This window comes from Litorivita sp. NS0012-18, assembly GCF_040371945.1.
Classification (GTDB): domain Bacteria; phylum Pseudomonadota; class Alphaproteobacteria; order Rhodobacterales; family Rhodobacteraceae; genus Litorivita.
Map to the genome: position 1 here is coordinate 167,621 of NZ_BAABWS010000001.1, position 19,186 is coordinate 186,806.

The window sequence follows — 19,186 nt, forward strand, 5'->3', positions numbered from 1 at the left end:
GCAGCCAAGGATTTTGGGGGGTGCCCGTTCCCTTTGGGGGGGAGGTGCCGGCTGTGTTCTTCGCAGCGCTGAGTTTTCCTCGTTCCATCGCATCACGCGCCGCGCCGCAGATCAGAGGCGGTGCATGGGAAGGCGCGCTGGCCTTCTCCTTGCACGTTGGCTGATCCGATGTGCACAAAAATGCCCGCTGCGGACAAAGCCGAGCGGGCATTTTGAGCCAAGTTTGACGGTCGTCACAGCCAGATGTCGTCGTCGTCATCGGATGCGGAGGGGGAGTCCAACCCGTCCTCTAGAAACAAATCGGCATCCGAGCAGCCATGTTTGGCGTCCTCTGGCAAGGAGTGGACGATGTCTTTGAGGCTGTCGCGCATATGCACCGAGCGTAGCAACCCGTCGACGGTCACCGAACTGTCAGCGTGCCAACTCATATGTTCGCTGACATAAAGCAAGATCGCCTCGATGTCCTGCAAGGACTGGCGCAGGAAATCCACCCGCTGAAAGCTTTGCAAGGTCTCGCCGTCCAAAGGGTTGCAGTTGCAAAGAGACGTAGAAAGCGCGTTCTCGAGCGCGATTGTGATGGTGCGCAGGGTTTTGACTTGCCCTGCGAGCACCTCAATCATGCTCGAAGCGGTGATGTTGACGATTTCGTCTTTGTCACCTGCCATAGAGGATGCTTCCTGTGTCGTCTTTGCCGTGTGCATTACAGCCGCCCCACCACCGCTTCGATACATTTACGCAGCTCGTCAGGCTCGAAGGGCTTTTTGAGAAAGTTGTTCATTCCCAACTTCTTACCATACTCGATGATCTGTTTTTCCGCACGTCCGGTGATCAAAATGAACCCCACGCCTTTGGTCTTGGGCGCCGAGCGCAATTGATGCAAAAGCTTCAATCCGTCCATTTCTGGCATGTTGTAATCCGAAATCACAAGATGCACCGGTGCGGTTTCGAGCGCTTTGAGCGCGGTTGCACCATTGTCGGTGCTCGCCACGTTGCGAATGCCGAAGCCGTCGAGTGCCTGTGTGATCAAGCCGCGGCTGGTAGACATATCGTCGACAACCATAACTCTCAATTGGTCTCGCAGAGCCATAGACCAGTCCTCCTGGAGTTGTTGCCGCTATGCGGCAGGGCGATAGGCGGTCAAGCCGATCGATTTGAAAAGGGGTTGGGCGCAATCGGAAATCCGTTCCGAATGTCCCAAGAAGAACCACGCGTCCTTGCCAAGCATCTTGTGGAACCTTGGCCAAAGCGATGCCTGTGTCGGCGCATCAAAGTAAATGACCACGTTCCGGCAAAATACCACATCAAAGCCGCCCGACATGGGCCAGTCGCGCAGCAGGTTCAGCTCGCGAAAGCGCACAAGTTTTTTCAACGCCGGATCAACCTCATATTGCACATCAAGGCCGGATCCGGATTTGCGCATATATTTCTTGAGGTAGCCCTCTGGAATGCCGCCGATTTGTTGCTCGGAGTAAATCCCCGCCTTGGCCTTGGCCAAGATCTGCGGATCAATATCAGAGGCCAGAATAAGCACGTCTTTTTGTGCCATCTCGGGTGCGTGCTCCATGAGCGTCATGGCGATGGAATAGGGTTCTTGTCCGCTGGAACATCCGGCCGACCAAATCCGCACCCGTCCGCCATTTCGGGCACGTTCGCGCAAGATGGGCAAGGCTTGATCTCGCAGCATGTCGAAGTGATGCGGCTCGCGAAAGAAATGCGATACATTGGTGGTCAGGGCCGAAATCATCTCGCGCCGCTCTGCCAATCCGGACTCTGACGAGACAAATTTGGCATAGTCATCGAAATCAGCGTAGCCAACGGCGCGGATGCGGCCGCGCAGGCGCGATTGCACCATCGTGGTCTTTGCGGGGGTCAAGATGATCCCCGCCTCGCTTTTCGCCAGACCGGCGATGACCTCAAAGGCCTTTGGGCTCAAACTCGCGCTTGCCCCGGGGTTCCCACTCATATCGCTCATGCGGCTTCATCCGCCGTCGCAGGGACAACCGCCGCAAGATCAAGAACGCGGATCATCCGGTCGTCGATCAATGTGAGCGCGCGCACGACTGACATATGCGGCTCCGACGCCATTTCGGGCGGCGGCTGCAAATCGCTTTCGGTCATCGCAACGATGTCCGAGACCGCATCGACGAGCAGGCCGGTGAGCGTGCCGCCCAGATTGACCACGATGATCACATTGCGGTCGCTGGTTTCTTGGACCGGCAAACACAGCCGTCGCGCCAGATCCATCACGGGCAAAACCGTGCCGCGCAAGTTGATCACCCCGCGCATATAATCCGGCGCATGCGGCATAGGCGTCGTGCGCGTCCAGCCGCGAATTTCGCGAACTGACATGATGTCGAGGGAATATTCTTGATCCGCCACTTTGAAGGTGAGCAATTCAAGATCTGTTGCTTGATTGGGGTCACTCATAACGATGCTCCTTATTATGCGCTCAAAGCTTCGGTCCGGGACGCGCCCGAGGCCTCTGCGATGATGTCGGCGGGGTCGAGGATGAGGGCGATCTGCCCGTCCCCGAGAATGGTTGCGGCGGCGATGCCGGGGGCGCGGAAGAAACTGTCGTCGAGCCCTTTGATCACCACTTGGCGTTGGTCTTGGATACCGTCGATGATGAGCGCGGCGCGGGCCCCGTCCTCATAGGCGATCAGCAATACGATGGCCCCGACATAGTTGTCGCGTGCAGGGCGATAGCCAAGCTCGACGCCCAGATCGAAGAGCGGGACGAATTCGCCGCGCACCCTCACGATATGCTTGCCCGGGCGCAGCATCTCGACGTCGGCCTCGCCCAAAGACAGGGTTTCGACCACGACATTGAGGGGCACGACAAGGGTTTCGTCGGCAACATTGACCACCATCCCGTCCAGAACCGCGAGGGTCAGGGGCAAGGAGATCGAGAATTTCGTGCCCTTGCCCGCCTCGGAGGTGATGGTGATCCGTCCGCCCAGAGCTTGAATGGCGGTTTTCACCACATCCATGCCTACGCCGCGTCCCGACAGATCGGAAATCTGGCTGGCCGTCGAAAAACCTGGGGCGAAGAGCAGATTGTCGATGTCACTATCGCTCAGGTTCGCATCGGCAGGCACGAGGCCCTTTTTGATCGCGATCTCAAGCACACGTTTGCGGTTGATCCCTGCGCCGTCATCGGCAATTTCAATCACCACGCGCCCCGAACGGTGCGCCGCCGACAGGGTCACGATCCCTTCGGGCGATTTGCCCGCAGCAATCCGGTCGTCTTTGCTTTCCAGCCCGTGGTCCACCGCATTGCGGATCATATGGGTCAAAGGATCAGCAAGCCGTTCAATCACGGTCTTGTCGACTTCGGTGCCTTCGCCATCAGTGACAAGGCGCACATTCTTGCCGACCGCGGCCGAGGCCTCGCGGATAATCCGGCTCATGCGTTGGAAGAGCGATTTGACCGGCTGCGCGCGGATCATCATCACCGAATCCTGAATGTCGCGCGTCAGGCGTTGGAATTCTTCAAGCCCGTTCATCGCATCGGAATGCGGCGATAGGCCTGCCTGTTCGAGGCTTTGCGATAGCATCGCTTGGTTGATCACCAATTCGCCGACCAGATTGACCAAGCGCTCGATGCGTTCGAGATCGACGCGGACGACCGACTTGGGGGCATTGGCCGCTGCTCCGCCCGATTTGCCCGCAGGTTTGCGCGCTGCACCCTCGTCGGGGGCGGCGCTCGGCGCGGGTGTCTGTGCGGCGTCTTTCGGGGCTTCGGCTGTCGTCACCTTCACGGGAGCGGCGGCCGAGGGGGCCTCTTCGGGCGCGTCATCAGGCAGGGTTGCTGGCGGCTCCGGCAGCGCTTCGATCGCGGCGCTTTGTTGCGGGGCAGGTGCGACTTCAGGCGCGGGTTCAGGCTCGTCTTCACCGAAAGGGGTGGTGCTGACCGACAGCTCGCAAAGCCCCTCAACAAATTCGAAAATCTCGCGAATTTCGGCCTCGTCAACATCGGCTTCCAAGGTGATATTCCACGCCAGATAGGGCGTTTCTGCCGCCAGAGTATCAAGCGCGGGCAGCTCGCTCATGTCGCATTCGACGCGCGCCGTGCCCAAGGCACCCAGATTGCGCAAGAGCATCTGTGGCTCATTGCCGGTTTCAAACATTTCCTGTTGGGGTTTGAAGCGGATGTAATGGGTTTTCGGGCCATTGTCCTCGGCGGCAGCGGGTGCATCGGCATCGAGGTCGGGCAGATCGGGAAGCGGCGGCAAGCCGTCAAGATCGAGCGACATGGACACGCCCATCGGCTCGAAATCATCGGCCGAGACCTCTTCTTCCTCTTCCTCGGGGCCGCCCAAGAGTTGGTCAAGCTGCGCCAAAAGCTCTGCGCTGCGCTCGTCGGGCAGAGGTTCATCGTCGCGGCAGACTCGAATCAGGTCGGACAGGTGGTCGGCACAGGCGAAAAACAGACGCATTGCATCCGCATCAGGCGTGAATTTATTGGAACGCACATCGTCGAGCGCCGTCTCGTAGCGGTGGGCAAAGCGCACCAAGGCTTCCAGCCCGAAAGCGCCCGCGCCGCCTTTGATCGAATGCACCGCGCGAAAGACGATATTGATCGTTTCGGGATCGTCATCGCCCTCGTCAAGCGTGGTCAAACCGTCTTGCAGGGCCTCCATAAGCTCTTCACACTCAATGAAGAAAGAGGCGCGGATTTCCGCCATGGGATCATTTGCGTCACTCATATCCGTTCTCCTAGCCTGCGACCATTTGCAGTGCTTTGACCAGTTTCACCGGATCGAAAGGCTTCACGATCCATCCGGTTGCACCGGCGTTGCGGGCACGCATTTTCAATTCGGGCGAGCTTTCGGTGGTCAGCACAAGGATCGGCGTGGCGCGGTGGCTGTCCTGATCGCGCACCGCGTCGATAAATCCGAACCCATCCATGCGCGGCATGTTGATGTCGGTGATGATCACATCGGGTTCGAGCCCGCCAAGCACCTCAAGCCCGTGCACGCCGTCATCGGCCAGATGCACGGTAAAGCCCGCCGGTGTAAGCGCCATACGGATCATGTCGCGCATGGTGCGGCTGTCATCTACTGCGAGGATATTGAGGCTCATGGTTTGCCCTCCGAGATCGATTCAGGGGTGAAACCCATTTGGTGCATCTGCTCAATGAGCCGGTCCGAGGCATTAATGATGCTCATCTTGTGACCCTTTGCCTTAAGCGATGTGGCTGCCGACAAAAGCACCTGCAAACACAGCGCGCCGATATTGGCCACGGGGCCAGCATCAACCGTGATGTCGCCATCCAGCCGCTCTTTGAGGCTGGACGCCAAGGGCTCTGCTGCGGGCAGATCTAGTTTGGACTGAAGAACAAGCGGCTCACTCATAGCCACCTGCCTTGGGCGCAATACGCTGGTTCGGCATTGCCAACCTCCCATAATTCCGTTCCGGTTCCTGACGGTTCTATGGGGCGGGCGGTTAAAACGGAGTTACGGCCCATAGCCAATTTGCCCCATTTTGAAACAGTTTGGGCCGAACTCTGCGCGGACAGGCAAGATTTCGATCTGCAAAGCGTATAAAACAAACACAAGTTGTCGCGCTTGCGCTGACATAGTGACTGCGCCCTATGTCCGGCCGGATTGGACATAAGATTTTCGGTGCCCACTGGGACGGGACGGGAGTCGCGCCTCTTACCGCGTCACAGCACATATTTAGGCACATGAGAACCCTTGTGACCGCGGTGTTATTTCTCGCCTCCGCCGCAACGCTTGCGGGGGAGGCGATTACCCGCTGGCCAAGTATCCATGATCAAGCATCGATGATTATGACGGGCGGCCCTCAAAAGAACGGCTGCGGCAATGGTCAAAGCGCCGCGTTTCGCGCCGCGCTTCAAGGCGCGTTGGAGATTGTGGGCATCGTGAAGCCTGCTTCATACGGACGGGTCTTTTGCGGCAGGTTTCAGGCCGCAAGGGGCATAAGCGACTTATCTGGCTGATTACATTGGGAATATTCCAGCATTGGGGGTAACCGAGCATTGCTGCTCACGCCCGAAGAGAATTTTGCCGAGCATAATCTAGAGCCGTGTCCGTGGCCAGTTCTGGCGCGAGACCTTGTTTGCGGCTCTCCGAGACTATCATGTCCGACGAGCGGGCGCGATGTTCCGGAGACGGGCGAGGCGCGTTCGCACGATTTATCGAGCGGCCATCGGGGCGAAAGCTTCGCTCTGACGACGTCATTTGGGTTTCGCAGTGCGGCAGGGTTTGAAAATCCAGCGCTGCACCCGATCCGGCGGAGGGTTCGAAAATCATCCAACCGCATGGACCCATCGCAAAGAAAAACCCCGCCACAGAGCGGGGTTTTGAGGGTTCGTAGGCTCTGTGCGCCGCGCGATTTATCCGCGCCGCCGCCGCCGCCCGCCGCGCGCGCCTGCGGTTTCGGCGGCGGTCGGGGTTTTGTTGGCCGCAATCCATGCCGCGCCATGCGGGTCTTGGTTGCTCAGCAGGTTTGCCGCCATGATCGCCTGCATCTCCGAACCCGCCGTGGCGGTGAGCGCGCCCAAACCGGTGAGTTTGGCCAAAAGCGCATCGTCCATCCCCTCGGGCAAGATGATGCCCGCCGCCTGCAACTCGTCGCGTTTGGCTTGCAGCTTGGCTTGGCTGACCGGCATGGCGACGGGGTTCATGATGGCCGAGGTCATACCCGCGCCCATGGCCATGGGCAAAAACGCATTATTGATGCCGTGCCGGTTGGGCAGGCCGAAGGAGATATTCGACGCGCCGCAGGTGGTATTCACGCCCAATTCTTCGCGCAGACGCCGCACCAGAGCAAACACCTGTTGCCCCGCCGTGGCCATCGCGCCGATGGGCATGACCAAGGGGTCGACCACGATGTCATGGGCGGGAATGCCGAAATCCGCGGCCCGCTCGACGATCTTCTTGGCCACGGCAAAGCGCACATCGGGGTCTTCGGAAATGCCGGTGTCATCGTTGGAAATCGCCACAACCGGCACGTTGTATTTCTTCACCAAAGGCAGGACCAATTCCAAACGGTCCTCCTCGCCGGTCACCGAATTGAGCAGGGGGCGGCCTTCGGCAATCTCCAAACCCGCTTCCAAGGCGCCTGGCACCGAGCTGTCGATGCACAAAGGCACATCCACGAGGCCTTGCACCATCTCGACGACCTTGCGCATCAGGGGCGGCTCGGTCTCGTTGGGGTTGGGGTTGGAGTTATAGACCACGCCCGCATTGATATCGAGAACCGCCGCACCGGCCAGAACTTGCGCCAATGCGTCTTTCTCTACGGTCGAGAAATCACCCGCTTCCAATTCGGCGGCGAGTTTTTTGCGCCCCGTGGGGTTGATCCGCTCGCCAATGACGCAAAACGGCTCGTCAAAGCCCATCACAACGGTCTTGGTTTTGCTCTCTAGGATGGTGCGGGTCATGTGTCGTCCTTATCTATAACGCGAAATGCGTCTATCTGTGTGGCGCGCGCGGTCTATCGGGCCGAGGCAGCGCGCGAAGCAGGCGCGAGGGCAGGGCCGTGGCCATGCTCTGCGGTCCAAGTCGTTGCGGTTTTGATACCGCCGAGCGGGAAGAAATGCACCCCCTCGATCAGGCTTTGCGGATTGGCGGCCTTATAGGCGGCCAGATCGGCCAAAATCGCATCGGGCGTATAGGGCAAAAGCAGCTTGCTGACATCCATTGCGCGCTTTTGCAAAACCTTCAACGACGGGCCAACGCCGCAAGACATGGCAAAGGTGATGAGGGTTTGCAATTTGGCAGGGGCGGCAAGGCCGAGGTGGATCGGCATGGTGATCCCCGCCTGCGCTAGGCTCTCGGCCCAAGCGATCAGCGGCGCGGCCTCAAAGGCGAATTGCGTGACAATGGCCATATCGGCATCGGTGCGCTCGGCGTAGGCCTGTTTGAATGCCAAAGCCGCATCGACATTGGCGCGCCCGCCCGCAGGGTCAATATCGCGGCTGCCTTCGGGATGGCCCGCGACGTGCAAGCGCTCGAAGCCATTGGCATCAAAGACGCCGCTTTCGATCAGGTCCATCGAATTGTCGAACGGGCCGCGCGCTTGCGCAATACCGCCCGCCAGCAAAAGCGCCTGACGCACATCGGCCTCGCCTTGATAGCGGGCAATCCAGTCATTGAGCGCATCGCGCGACGGCACAGAGCGGGCCGGAATATGCGGCATGACCGCAAAACCTTCATGCGCGATACGTTTGGCCGTGGCGATCATATCCTCGATCGGCGTGCCGTCGATATGGGCAACATAGACCCGCGTGCCCTTGGGCAGAATCTCGGCGAAACTGTCGATCTTGGCGGCGGTGCGCGGCATGACTTCGATCGAATATCCGGCCATCAGGGCGCGCGCATCGGCGCCCATCACATTGCCGGTCGTCTTGCTTGCGCTCTTCTTGAAGTTAAACAATGCCATCGCGGCCTCCAAAATGCGGCTTGGGATCACTGCGTGTCCCAACCGTCCCCATCGATCAGCGCTTTGATCCGCGCCTGATCGAATTCCTGCTCCAGCCGCTGCGCTTGCGCTTCGGCCACCTCCGAGGGTTCGCCCTCTACCGCACCAAAGGGCACCTTTCGCCATTCGGCGAGATAGGCATCGGCGTCCTTCGCCCCCACTTTCATCGCGGCGCGGTCGATCGCCTGCTCGAAACGTTCGGGCAATTGGATCTTGGCGGCGCGGCGGCCTTTGCCGACAATCACCTGCGCGGGGATGTCGCGCCAATAAACGATTGTGACTTCGGGCATGGGTGATTCCTTCACTGCGATCTCTCATTGATAGGGCGCATCGGCGCCGCGCTTTGCGTCAAACTCGACACAAGGGCGCGCATTGGCGACGCGGCGCAAGCAGGAGGCAGGCGCGGCCTTGATGTAACGCGGATCGCCATGGCAATGCTACGGCGCAGCATCGGAAAAATCCTAAAGATCGTTATGAATGACGCGCGGCGGCGCTTGCGCGAAGAGGCAATAAGGACTACCTTGGGGATAACTCGAAAATGGAGGGCGTAACCCATGGCGCCCAAGCGTCCCGAAGGTGCGGGCGCATTCCCGATACCGGTTGAGAGCCCCGCGCCGAAACCGCCTGATCCGTCGGAGCTTTATGCTGCGCTGGACCTTGGCACGAACAGTTGCCGCATGTTGGTTGCGCAGCCCAAGGGCAGCCAGTTTCATGTGGTCGATAGTTTCTCGAAATCCGTGCAACTTGGCGCGGGTCTGGAGAAGTCTGGCCGTCTGTCGCGCTCTTCCATGGCGCGCACCATTCAGGCCCTGCGCATTTGCCAGCAAAAGCTCAAACGCCATAAGGTCAAACATATGCGCCTCGTGACCACCGAGGCCTGCAGGCGCGCCAAAAACTCGCGCGAATTCATCCGGCAGGTGCGGCGCGAAACGGGGCTGCAACTCGACATTATCAAACCCGAGGAAGAAGCGCGTCTGGCGGTGATTTCCTGCGCGCCGCTGGTTTCGACCAAGACCGAACAGCTTTTGGTCGTCGATATCGGCGGCGGCTCGACCGAATTGGTCTGGATCGACCTTTCGTCAGTGCCCCCGCGCGAGCGCCCGCGCGCCATCATGCGGTTGCACGCAGGGTTCCATCCGCCCGAAAGCCCGTTTCCCGCCGCCAAAGTGGTGGATTGGATTTCCGTGCCCTTGGGGGTCGCCACTTTGCGCGACCAATTCTCCGACGTCGAAGACGACGCCGCCCGCTTTGCTTTGATGAGCTGGTTCTTCGAGGAAAACCTTTCGGAATTTGCGCCCTATAAGGATGAGCAGGAGCGCGAGGGATTTCAGATCATCGGCACCTCCGGCACGGTCACCACGGTGGCCGCCTCCCATTTGGGGCTCAAACGCTATGACCGGACCAAGGTTGACGGGCTGCGCATGACCTCGGACCAGATCGACCGCGTGATCCGTGGCTATCTCGACCTTGGCGCGGCAGGGCGACGCGCCGATCCGCGTATCGGCATGGACCGGCAGGCGCTGATCATGTCGGGCTCGGCGATTTTGCAGGCCTTGATGCGCTGCTGGCCGACCGACCGGCTCTCTGTGGCTGATCGCGGTCTGCGCGAGGGGCTGCTTTATGCACAAATGAGCGCCAATGGCGTTCTCGAAGACGGACCATTTTGATGACAAATTCGACCACGGGCGCGGGCAATGGAGGCGGCACGGGCGGCGGCACTGGCGGCGGTAAGGGCGGCAAGAAAGGCGGCCCCAAAAAAGGCCCCTCGGGCGCGCGCAAGGCCAAGACCCCCACCGGAAAAAATACCTCCGGCCGCGGGCAACGCGAATTGACCGTCAAGGTCAAAACCGCGCGCGGACGCACGCTCAGCTCGACCCGCTGGCTGCAACGACAGCTCAACGATCCCTATGTCAAACGCGCCCAAGCCGAAGGCTATCGCGGGCGGGCGGCCTATAAGATTATGGAACTTGACGATAAATTCCGCTTCCTCGTGCCGGGTGCGCGGGTGGTCGATCTTGGCTGTGCACCGGGCGGCTGGCTTCAGGTGGCGGTCAAACGCTGCAACGTTCTGGGCGAGAAAAGCGGCAAATCCGTCGGCACCATCTTGGGGGTCGATCTGCAAGAGGTCGAACCTTTGGCGGGCTGCGAGATCCACCAGTTGGATTTCATGGAAGACGACGCCGACCTGAAGGTCAAAGCGTGGCTGGGCGGCAAGGCCGATGTGGTCATGTCGGATATGGCGGCCTCTTCCTCGGGGCACAAACAAACCGACCACCTGCGTATCATCGCGCTGTGCGAGGCGGCGGCCTATTTCGCCTTTGATGTGCTGGACGATGGCGGCACCTTTGTGGCCAAGGTTCTGGCGGGCGGCGCGGAGGGCGAATTGCAAAAACTGCTCAAGCAGCGGTTTGACAAGGTTCACCACGTCAAACCGCCATCCTCGCGATCCGACAGTTCGGAGAAATTTGTGGTCGCGATGGGCTATCGGCGTCCCGAGGGCGAAGAGGCGGAGTGATTACCCCGCCTCGCTACGCGCGGCCAGTGCGGCGCGGGCGAGTTTTTTTGGATAGAGCCGTTTGAGTATGCCTTTGCCCGCCGTGATCGGGGCAGGGGTCGAATCTGCGGCTTTTGGCGCGCCGCCGTCGCGCGGCGCAGCACGCTCAAAGCTCTGCGCCGCTTGGCTTGCAAAAGACGTTTGCGGCAAAGTGGCCTGAGCCTGAGCCTGTGCCTGTGAGGTAGGCGCAAAATTGTCGCTCCGGCCCGCTTGCAAGCCCGAAGCCTGCGCGCCTGCGCCGTCCAGCGATCCTTGACGCAGCAGCGCAAAAAGCTGCGCATGACGCGCGCCGCCGCGCGCATCGGATGAACGTCCTAGTGTTTGTTCTGTCTGCTTCAACTCACCCATAAAACACCTCTCAATACGGCCCCACGCCGAACTCGAAACACAATTCACCTCATGTCCTGCCATGCAAATATGGCGATAGTCTTGCGCAATCGGCGCTATTTCGCGCGGTTTTGAGGAAAATCGACGGCGTTTGCAATGATTTGCCTAAAACTCGCCCGATATAGGCAACCTTGCGGAAAGACATTCCCGATACAAGCGCTGACATGATTCATGCAGGCGACACCACAGGGCGCAGCCGACGCTCCGGTTGGCCCCCCATCATGCGGGGCATCGTATCCTATATGGCGCCGCGCGGTTGGGTCGACGGCGCGATCAAGCTGGCCTCTACCCTATGCCTGATCACCAGCTTCAGCCTGCTGGTGCAAGTCACCCTGTTTGGCGCATTGGTCGGCTCTTTCGTCCACATCGCGCTGCTGACGGCGATTGTCAGCCTGCCGTTCATGCTCTTCACCTTCATGGTCACGCGCTACCTCTATCTTTTGCAAAAGAGCCTTGCCGAACTGGCCACGACCGATGTTCTGACCGGCTTGCCCAACCGGCGCGCATTTCTCAATGCGGTCAGCCAGCTCGACGCGCAGGGCGAGACGGGGGCGCTTTTGTTGCTTGATGCGGATTATTTCAAATCGATCAACGACACCTATGGACATAGCGTCGGCGATGAATGCCTGCGCGCGATCGGGCGGCACCTGCGCCGTGTTCTGGAGGATGAGAAAATCGTCGGGCGCTATGGCGGCGAGGAGTTTGCCGTATTCTTGCCCAGCTCGAGCCTCGCCGAAGCGCGTGAGATCGGTGAGCGGTTGAGCCAAGCCATCGAAGTGCCGACCAAGACAGTTTTGCAGCACGCCGCTCATGCGCCGCAAGAGCTCGGTTCGACCGGCACGTTGGGCAGCGGCACGATTGTTTTGACGCTCTCCGTGGGCGGCGCGATGCCGGAGGCGGGCCAATCGCTCAACCAACAGTTTTACTGCGCGGACAAGGCCCTTTACCGCGCCAAAGCGCAGGGCCGTGCGCGGCTGGTGATCTACGAGTCGATCTGGGATTCTGGTGGCCTGTCGGATATCGGGATGCAGGCCTAGGGCTCGGTCGGCCTAATTTATGTGCAACGGTACACGCCGCAGGCGCGCGGATGGGGGGCGGCGCATGATTTGCAGCGTTGCGCCGGTCCGCCAAGCAGAAATATGCTTGTATCCTTGCACGCGGCGACGCCTAATGGGTCCATGAATGACATACCCCAATTCTTTGATGAGATGTTCGCGTCAGACGGCAGGCCCCGTGACGCATACGCGCAATATCACCGCTGGTTCGATCAAGAAGACGCGCGCCACCTGCGCAAAAAATCGGCAGAGGCCGAAGCGTTTTTCCGCCGTGTCGGGATCACCTTCAACGTCTACGGGCAGGACGAGGCTGACGAGCGGTTGATCCCCTTCGACATTGTCCCGCGGATTATATCGGGGCGCGAGTGGAGCAGGCTGGAGAAGGGTATCGAGCAGCGCGTGCGCGCCATCAACGCCTTTTTGCATGATATCTATCACCGGCAGGAGATTTTGCGCGCGGGCCGTATCCCCGCCGAGATCATCGCCGGAAACGCCGCCTTCTTGCCGCAGATGATCGGCGTCACGCCTCCGGGCGGTATCTATAGCCATATTTTGGGCGTCGATCTGGTGCGCACGGGCGAAGACGAGTTTTTCGTGCTCGAGGACAATGCGCGCACGCCTTCGGGCGTGTCCTATATGCTCGAGAACCGCGAGACGATGTTGCAAATGTTCCCCGAGCTGTTCAATGGTTTGAACGTGCGGCCCGTGAGCAGCTATCCGCAGCAATTGCGCCGCTCTTTGGCCGCCTCGGCCCCGCAAGATCGCGGCTCCAGCAAGCCGGTGATCGCGGTTCTGACGCCGGGAATTCACAATTCGGCGTATTTCGAACATGCGTTTTTGGCCGATCAGATGGGCGTCGAGCTGGTCGAAAGTCATGATCTGACCATTCGCGACGGTCGGGTGGCGATGCGCACCACCCAAGGCTATCAACCGGTCGACGTGATCTATCGCCGTGTCGATGACGATTACCTCGATCCGCTGAGTTTCAACCCCAATTCCATGCTTGGCGTGCCCGGAATTATGGATATCTACCGCGCGGGGCGGATTACCATCGCCAATGCGCCGGGCACAGGGATCGCTGATGACAAGGCGCTCTATAGCTATATGCCTGACATCGTGGAGTTTTATACCGGCGAGACCGCGATCTTGAAAAACGTGCCGACATGGCGCTGCTCGGAAGCCGATAGCCTTGCCTATGTGCTTGATCATCTGTCTGAACTGGTGGTCAAAGAGGTCCACGGATCGGGCGGCTATGGCATGTTGGTGGGGCCTGCGGCCTCCAAACGCGAACTCAAGGCTTTCGAGAAAAAACTGCGGGCGCGGCCCGCAAATTATATCGCGCAGCCGACATTGGCGCTCTCGACTGTGCCGATCCTGACCAAAAAGGGCCTCGCGCCGCGCCACGTCGATTTACGCCCCTTTGTGTTGTGCTCGCCAGGGCAGGTCGAGATCACACCGGGCGGTTTGACGCGCGTCGCGCTCAAAGAGGGCAGCCTTGTGGTGAACTCGTCACAAGGCGGCGGCACCAAGGACACTTGGGTCTTGGGCGATTGATGCGGGAGGCACAAGAATATGCTAGGTAAAACCGCAGGCGGGCTGTTTTGGCTGTTTCGTTTTCTGGAGCGCGCGGAAAACACCGCGCGATTGGTGGAAACCGGTTGGCGCATCGCGCTGACACGGCAAAATGCCGCCGCCGCCGAATGGGAATCCGTGCTCAACACCGCGGGGCTTCGCACGGCCTATCTGGAAAACCACGAAGATTTTGATGGCTCGGCCGTGATCAACTTCCTGCTGCGCGACAAGGAATGCCCCTCATCGGTGCGCGCCTCGATCAATGCGGCGCGTTCGAACGCGCGTATGGTGCGCACGGCGCTGACCTCAGAAGTGTGGGAAGCGGTGAATGAATGCTGGATGGATATCAACACCTTGCTCAAACGTCCGGTGTCCGACCGGTCTTTGGCCGAAACCCTTGCCGCGATCCGGTTTCGCAGCGCGGTTGTGCGCGGGGCCTTGCATGGCACGATGCTGCGCAACGACACCTTTTGGTTTTCGCGTCTGGGCACCTTTGTCGAGCGGGCCGATAATACGGCGCGTATTTTGGATATGAAATACTATGTGCTGCTGCCCACGGCGGCCTTTGTCGGATCCTCAATCGACAACACCCAATGGGAGACGATCTTGCGCTCGGTCTCTGCCGATCGCTCGTATCGCTGGATCAAGGGCGACGAGACCAATCCGCGCGATATTGCCGATTTCCTGATCCTTGATCGCCGTTTGCCGCGCTCCTTGGCGTTTTGCTATGAAAAGATCGAAGAAAACCTGTCTCGCCTCTCGGCCGAATATGGCAATGAGCCGCAATCTCTTGATCTCGTGCGCCAGCATAATGCGCGCTACCACGGGCGCGACATCGATCTGATCTTTGACGAGGGCCTGCACGAATTTTTGGAACGCTCCATCGCCCGCACCGGTGATCTGGCGCAGCAAATCGAAGCCGATTTCGGCTTTTACGGTTAGGGGGCGCAATGCGGCTGAAGATTTCACATACGACGACCTACCGCTATGACGCGCCAGTGCATTATGCGCTGCAACAATTGCGACTCACCCCGCGCAGCGACCACGGCCAGACCATCGAAAGCTGGAACGCGCGCATCACCGGCGGCACCGCGCAGGTCAGCTTTGACGATCATTTCGGTAATCACGTCGATCTGGTGCTGATGGACGATGGCGCGCAGGAGATCGCCATCACCTGCGAGGGCGTGGTCTTGACCGAGGACCGTGCCGGTATTGTCGGACAGCATCGCGGCTATGCGCCGCTTTGGCTCTATAAAGAAACCACAACGCCGACAACGCCCGATGCGGGGTTGCGCAAACTGGCGCGCGGCTATGGAAAATCGGGCAACGAAGGCGGCGCCTTGATCAGCGAATTGCACGCCTTGTCGGCCGAGATCCTTGAACACGTGGCCTATACCACCGGACGCACCGATGCCGCGACCACCGCCGATGAGGCTTGGGCCGCAGGGCACGGCGTGTGCCAAGACCATGCGCATATCATGATCACCGCCGCGCGGCTCATGGGGCTTCCGGCGCGCTATGTCAGCGGCTATCTGATGATGGAAGGCGTCAGCGAACAAGAGGCCACCCACGCGTGGTGCGAGGTCTTTGTCGATGGACTCGGCTGGGTCGGCTATGATGTCTCCAACGGTATTTCCCCTGACGAGCGCTACGTGCGCGTCGCCACGGGGCGCGACTATTTCGATGCCGCGCCCATTCACGGGTTACGTTTGGGAACAGGTAACGAAGATTTGCATGTGCGCTTGCAAGTGCAGCAATAGAGCGTAAATACATCGCTGGCGCGCGGCGCGCCCAAGGACAGACAAGCCATGACCTATTGCGTAGGATTGATGTTGGACAAGGGCCTCGTGTTCATGTCCGATACCCGCACAAACTCCGGCGTCGACAATATCTCGACGTTTCGGAAAATGTTCTCCTTCAACGTCGAAGGCGAGCGCGACATCACCTTGATGACGGCTGGCAATCTGGCCACGACGCAGGCTTTGATCAGCCTGCTCGAAGAGCGCCGCTTCGAGCACAGCGAACGCGACCCCGATATTTTGACCGCTCCGACGATGTTTCAAGTCGCGCGGCTGGTGGGGGAAACCTTGCGCGAGGTGATTTCGCGCCATGCCGATAGCGGTCAACGCGCCGATGCGGCGTTTAATGCTACGGTGATCCTCGGCGGGCAGATCAAAGGCGGCAAGCCGTGCCTCTTTATGGTCTATCCCGAGGGAAATTTCATTGAGGCCAGCGAGGACACGCCCTTCTTCCAGATCGGCGAGACCAAATACGGCCGACCGATTTTGCTGCGCGCTTATGATCGCACGATAGGGTTCGAGGAGGCGGTGAAGCTTTTGCTCGTCTCCTTCGACAGCACGATCAAAGCCAACCTTTCGGTCTCGCTGCCGCTCGATGTAAAAACCTATGCCGAGGGCGGGTTTGCGCCGGATCATGAATTCCGTGTCGACGCTGAAGACCCCTATTTCCACGAGATTTCCCAAGGCTGGGGCGTGGCTTTGCGTAAGGCGTTTCAACATCTGCCGGACTTCAAGTTCAAATAACAGCCGGTTTGAAAGACGGGTAGGGCGGGGCCGAAGGTGCGTCGCGCTTTTATGAAGTTTTTGCGACACGATTGATTTTCGCTCGCCCACTGCGCGGGTTTCACATATTCCATCCCCAAGACGGCACGCGCATTGAGACCGAGGCGGGCGCCGAAATATGGGGACCCAGATGACGACATATGCAATCAACGGGCTTGGCCGGATGGGCAAACTGGCGCTGCGCCCGCTGCTCGAGAGCGGTGCCAAAGTGGCATGGATCAACGACGCCGTGGGCGATGCGATGATGCATGCGCATCTGCTTGAGTTTGACAGCGTTCATGGCCGCTGGCCCGCCGCGTTTTCCCATGACGAGACAAGCATCACCATCGACGGCACCCGTATCCCCGTGCATGGCACGCGCGATCTGACAGCGCTGCCCTTGGGCGGGGTGGATGTGGTCATCGATTGCACCGGCGCCTTCAAGACCGAAGCCAAGCTCGCGCCCTATTTTGCCGCTGGCGTGCAAAAGGTTGTGGTCTCGGCTCCGGTCAAGGATGGGCCGGCCGCAAATATTGTTTATGGCGTAAATACAGAGACTTATGATCCGAAGCTGCACCGGATTGTCACAGCGGCAAGCTGTACCACCAATTGCCTCGCGCCGGTGGTCAAGGTGCTGCACGAGAGCATCGGCATCCGTCACGGATCGATCACCACAATCCATGACGTGACAAATACACAAACCATCGTGGATCGCCCTGCCAAAGACCTGCGCCGCGCGCGCTCGGCTTTGACCAATCTGATCCCCACGACCACCGGTTCGGCCACGGCGATCACGCAAATCTTCCCCGACCTCAAGGGGCGGCTGAACGGCCATGCGGTGCGCGTGCCGCTGCTCAATGCCTCGCTGACTGATTGCGTCTTCGAAGTGGCGCGCGAGACCAGCGCCGATGAGGTCAACGCCCTGTTCAAAGCCGCGTCCGAGGCGGGGCCGCTCAAGGGGATTTTGGGCTATGAGACCCGCCCCTTGGTGTCGAGCGATTACACCAACGATCCGCGCTCTTCGATCATTGATGCGCCGTCGACGATGGTGGTGAACGGCACGCAGGTCAAAGTCTATGCTTGGTATGACAATGAATGGGGCTATGCACATCGGCTCGTTGATGTCGCCTTGATGGTAGGCGCGTCGCTTTGAGCACGGCGCCGGCAAAGCCTGCCCAAGGGATCGGCGCCTATATCGCGGTGACGGCTTCCTATTGGGCATTTATGCTGACGGATGGCGCGCTGCGCATGTTGGTGCTTTTGCACTTTCATCATATCGGGTTCTCGCCCGTGCAACTGGCCTATCTCTTTGTTTTATATGAGATCGCAGGGGTGGTGACCAACCTCTCGGCGGGGTGGATTGCGGCGCGCTTTGGCTTGACGTCGACGCTCTTTGCAGGGCTGGCTTTGCAAATTTGCGCTTTGCTGGCGCTGGCGCGGCTTGATCCCGAATGGGCGCTTTCGGCCTCTGTGATCTATGTGATGTGCGTGCAGGGCCTGTCGGGTGTGGCAAAAGATCTGGCCAAGATGAGCAGCAAATCCGCGGTGAAACTGCTCGCGCCTTCGGGGGCGGGGGGGCTGTTTCGTTGGGTGGCTTTGCTGACCGGATCAAAGAACGCGGTCAAGGGCGTCGGTTTTTTGCTCGGCGCGCTGCTGTTGATCTATGCGGGATTCACGGCGGCGGTGCTTGGCATGGCGGCGGTCCTCGCGGTGATCTTTGCCGCCGTGGTGATCGGCATGCCGCGCGGCTTGCCGCAGGGGCGCAAGGGCGCGAAATTCACTGAGGTGTTTTCCAAGAACCCGCAGGTCAACTGGCTCAGCGCGGCGCGGGTGTTTTTGTTTGGTGCGCGCGATGTCTGGTTCGTCGTCGGCATTCCCATCTACTTCTACGCCGTGCTGTCCGACGGATCGCAGGCCGGTAACCGCACGGCGTTTTTCACCATCGGCAGCTTTATGGCGCTCTGGACCATTCTATACGGCGCGGTGCAGGGATTTGCGCCCAAGATTTTGGGCGCTGCCACACGCGGCGATGACGCGCTGCGCCGTGCAGCGGCCGTATGGGTAGGGGGTTTGGCCGTGATCCCCTTGGCGCTTGGCGGTATGGTTTGGGCCGCGGGCGCGCCGACCCCGTGGTTGACGGCTGCCTTGATCATCGGGCTTTTGGTCTTCGGGGCCGTCTTTGCGGTGAACTCGGCGCTGCACAGCTACCTGATCCTCGCGGCCACCAGCCACGGGCGGGTCAGTCTCGACGTCGGCTTTTACTATATGGCCAATGCCTCCGGTCGCTTGATCGGCACGCTTTTGTCAGGCGTGAGCTATCAGTTGGGCGGCGTATCCTTGTGCCTCTTCGTGGCGGGCATCATGCTGGTCGCGAGTATGCTCTGTGCGCGAAACCTGCGCGCGGCGGCGCCATAAACACACCGCGGCCGCGACCTGTTGCCTCAGGTGTCCATTTTTTGAAATATCATTAAATCAATGGTTTGAGCGGCTTTTCTCGCAGATCTCGCGCAAGGCCTCCCCTTGGTGGAAGGTATATGTGAGATACATATTGCGCCAGATCACATTCCATTTACCATATATTTAGTGGCGCTCGGTTCGATGGAACG

At 59.8% G+C, this 19,186-nt stretch carries 20 protein-coding genes; 9 read left to right on the forward strand and 11 right to left on the reverse strand.

The features are described 5' to 3' along the window. Positions 1-233 precede the first annotated feature (233 nt). The 10 genes from ABWV64_RS00805 to ABWV64_RS00850 form a co-directional block, all read right to left on the reverse strand. The gene (locus ABWV64_RS00805; protein WP_353342359.1) at positions 234-665 is read right to left on the reverse strand and encodes a hypothetical protein; all 432 of its coding nucleotides are present in this window, start codon (positions 663-665) and stop codon (positions 234-236) included. Positions 666-700: 35 nt separating this feature from the next. Beyond that, entirely contained in the window at positions 701-1,087 is a 387-nt protein-coding gene (locus ABWV64_RS00810; protein ID WP_353342360.1) for a response regulator, read from the reverse strand. A 27-nt stretch (positions 1,088-1,114) separates the two neighbouring features. Beyond that, positions 1,115-1,963, reverse strand: a complete 849-nt coding sequence (locus ABWV64_RS00815) for a CheR family methyltransferase (protein ID WP_353342361.1) — start codon at positions 1,961-1,963, stop codon at positions 1,115-1,117. A gap of 5 nt (positions 1,964-1,968) precedes the next feature. Further along, positions 1,969-2,427, reverse strand: coding sequence for a chemotaxis protein CheW (locus ABWV64_RS00820; protein ID WP_353342363.1), 459 nt, complete (start codon positions 2,425-2,427; stop codon positions 1,969-1,971). A gap of 14 nt (positions 2,428-2,441) precedes the next feature. Then, positions 2,442-4,709, reverse strand: a complete 2,268-nt coding sequence (locus ABWV64_RS00825; RefSeq protein WP_353342364.1) for a chemotaxis protein CheA — start codon at positions 4,707-4,709, stop codon at positions 2,442-2,444. A gap of 10 nt (positions 4,710-4,719) precedes the next feature. Then, on the reverse strand, positions 4,720-5,085 hold the full coding sequence (locus ABWV64_RS00830) for a response regulator (protein WP_353342365.1): 366 nt from the start codon (positions 5,083-5,085) through the stop codon (positions 4,720-4,722). Continuing rightward, positions 5,082-5,357 (reverse strand): STAS domain-containing protein, encoded by a 276-nt coding sequence (locus tag ABWV64_RS00835; RefSeq protein ID WP_353342366.1) that lies wholly within the window; start codon positions 5,355-5,357, stop codon positions 5,082-5,084. Before ABWV64_RS00835 ends, ABWV64_RS00830 begins: the two co-directional genes overlap by 4 nt. A gap of 1,004 nt (positions 5,358-6,361) precedes the next feature. Further along, positions 6,362-7,411, reverse strand: coding sequence for a methyltetrahydrofolate cobalamin methyltransferase (locus ABWV64_RS00840; RefSeq protein ID WP_353342367.1), 1,050 nt, complete (start codon positions 7,409-7,411; stop codon positions 6,362-6,364). A 53-nt stretch (positions 7,412-7,464) separates the two neighbouring features. Then, positions 7,465-8,412, reverse strand: coding sequence for a methylenetetrahydrofolate reductase (locus tag ABWV64_RS00845; RefSeq protein ID WP_353342368.1), 948 nt, complete (start codon positions 8,410-8,412; stop codon positions 7,465-7,467). Between the two features lie 26 nt (positions 8,413-8,438). Beyond that, positions 8,439-8,741, reverse strand: a complete 303-nt coding sequence (locus tag ABWV64_RS00850; protein ID WP_353342369.1) for a virulence factor — start codon at positions 8,739-8,741, stop codon at positions 8,439-8,441. Positions 8,742-9,005: 264 nt separating this feature from the next. Between ABWV64_RS00850 and ABWV64_RS00855 the strand changes: the two genes are divergently transcribed. Together ABWV64_RS00855 and ABWV64_RS00860 are read left to right on the forward strand one after the other, a co-directional pair. Next, positions 9,006-10,118 carry a Ppx/GppA phosphatase family protein gene (locus ABWV64_RS00855; RefSeq protein ID WP_353342370.1) on the forward strand — a complete coding sequence of 371 codons (1,113 nt, stop codon included), beginning with the start codon at positions 9,006-9,008 and terminating at the stop codon, positions 10,116-10,118. Continuing rightward, the gene (locus ABWV64_RS00860; RefSeq protein WP_353342371.1) at positions 10,118-10,966 is read left to right on the forward strand and encodes an RlmE family RNA methyltransferase; all 849 of its coding nucleotides are present in this window, start codon (positions 10,118-10,120) and stop codon (positions 10,964-10,966) included. Before ABWV64_RS00855 ends, ABWV64_RS00860 begins: the two co-directional genes overlap by 1 nt. Here the strand turns inward: ABWV64_RS00860 and ABWV64_RS00865 are convergent, their stop codons facing one another. Then, the gene (locus tag ABWV64_RS00865) at positions 10,967-11,353 is read right to left on the reverse strand and encodes a hypothetical protein (protein WP_353342372.1); all 387 of its coding nucleotides are present in this window, start codon (positions 11,351-11,353) and stop codon (positions 10,967-10,969) included. A 260-nt stretch (positions 11,354-11,613) separates the two neighbouring features. On the opposite strand from ABWV64_RS00865, the gene ABWV64_RS00870 reads away from it, so the two are divergent. From ABWV64_RS00870 to arsJ, 7 genes are all read left to right on the forward strand, one after another. Continuing rightward, a complete protein-coding gene (locus ABWV64_RS00870) occupies positions 11,614-12,429 on the forward strand; it encodes a GGDEF domain-containing protein (protein ID WP_353342373.1) in 816 nt (271 codons plus the stop codon). Between the two features lie 141 nt (positions 12,430-12,570). Beyond that, positions 12,571-14,001, forward strand: a complete 1,431-nt coding sequence (locus ABWV64_RS00875; protein ID WP_353342374.1) for a circularly permuted type 2 ATP-grasp protein — start codon at positions 12,571-12,573, stop codon at positions 13,999-14,001. 18 nt (positions 14,002-14,019) lie between these two features. Next, positions 14,020-14,961 (forward strand): alpha-E domain-containing protein, encoded by a 942-nt coding sequence (locus ABWV64_RS00880; RefSeq protein WP_353342375.1) that lies wholly within the window; start codon positions 14,020-14,022, stop codon positions 14,959-14,961. Between the two features lie 8 nt (positions 14,962-14,969). After that, positions 14,970-15,779 carry a transglutaminase family protein gene (locus tag ABWV64_RS00885; protein WP_353342376.1) on the forward strand — a complete coding sequence of 270 codons (810 nt, stop codon included), beginning with the start codon at positions 14,970-14,972 and terminating at the stop codon, positions 15,777-15,779. A 48-nt stretch (positions 15,780-15,827) separates the two neighbouring features. Then, positions 15,828-16,562 carry a proteasome-type protease gene (locus tag ABWV64_RS00890; protein ID WP_353342377.1) on the forward strand — a complete coding sequence of 245 codons (735 nt, stop codon included), beginning with the start codon at positions 15,828-15,830 and terminating at the stop codon, positions 16,560-16,562. A 169-nt stretch (positions 16,563-16,731) separates the two neighbouring features. Continuing rightward, complete coding sequence (locus tag ABWV64_RS00895; protein ID WP_353342378.1) at positions 16,732-17,733, forward strand: ArsJ-associated glyceraldehyde-3-phosphate dehydrogenase; 1,002 nt, start codon at positions 16,732-16,734, stop codon at positions 17,731-17,733. Continuing rightward, the gene (arsJ, locus tag ABWV64_RS00900; protein WP_353342379.1) at positions 17,730-18,995 is read left to right on the forward strand and encodes an organoarsenical effux MFS transporter ArsJ; all 1,266 of its coding nucleotides are present in this window, start codon (positions 17,730-17,732) and stop codon (positions 18,993-18,995) included. Before ABWV64_RS00895 ends, arsJ begins: the two co-directional genes overlap by 4 nt. The last annotated feature ends 191 nt before the right edge of the window (positions 18,996-19,186 follow it).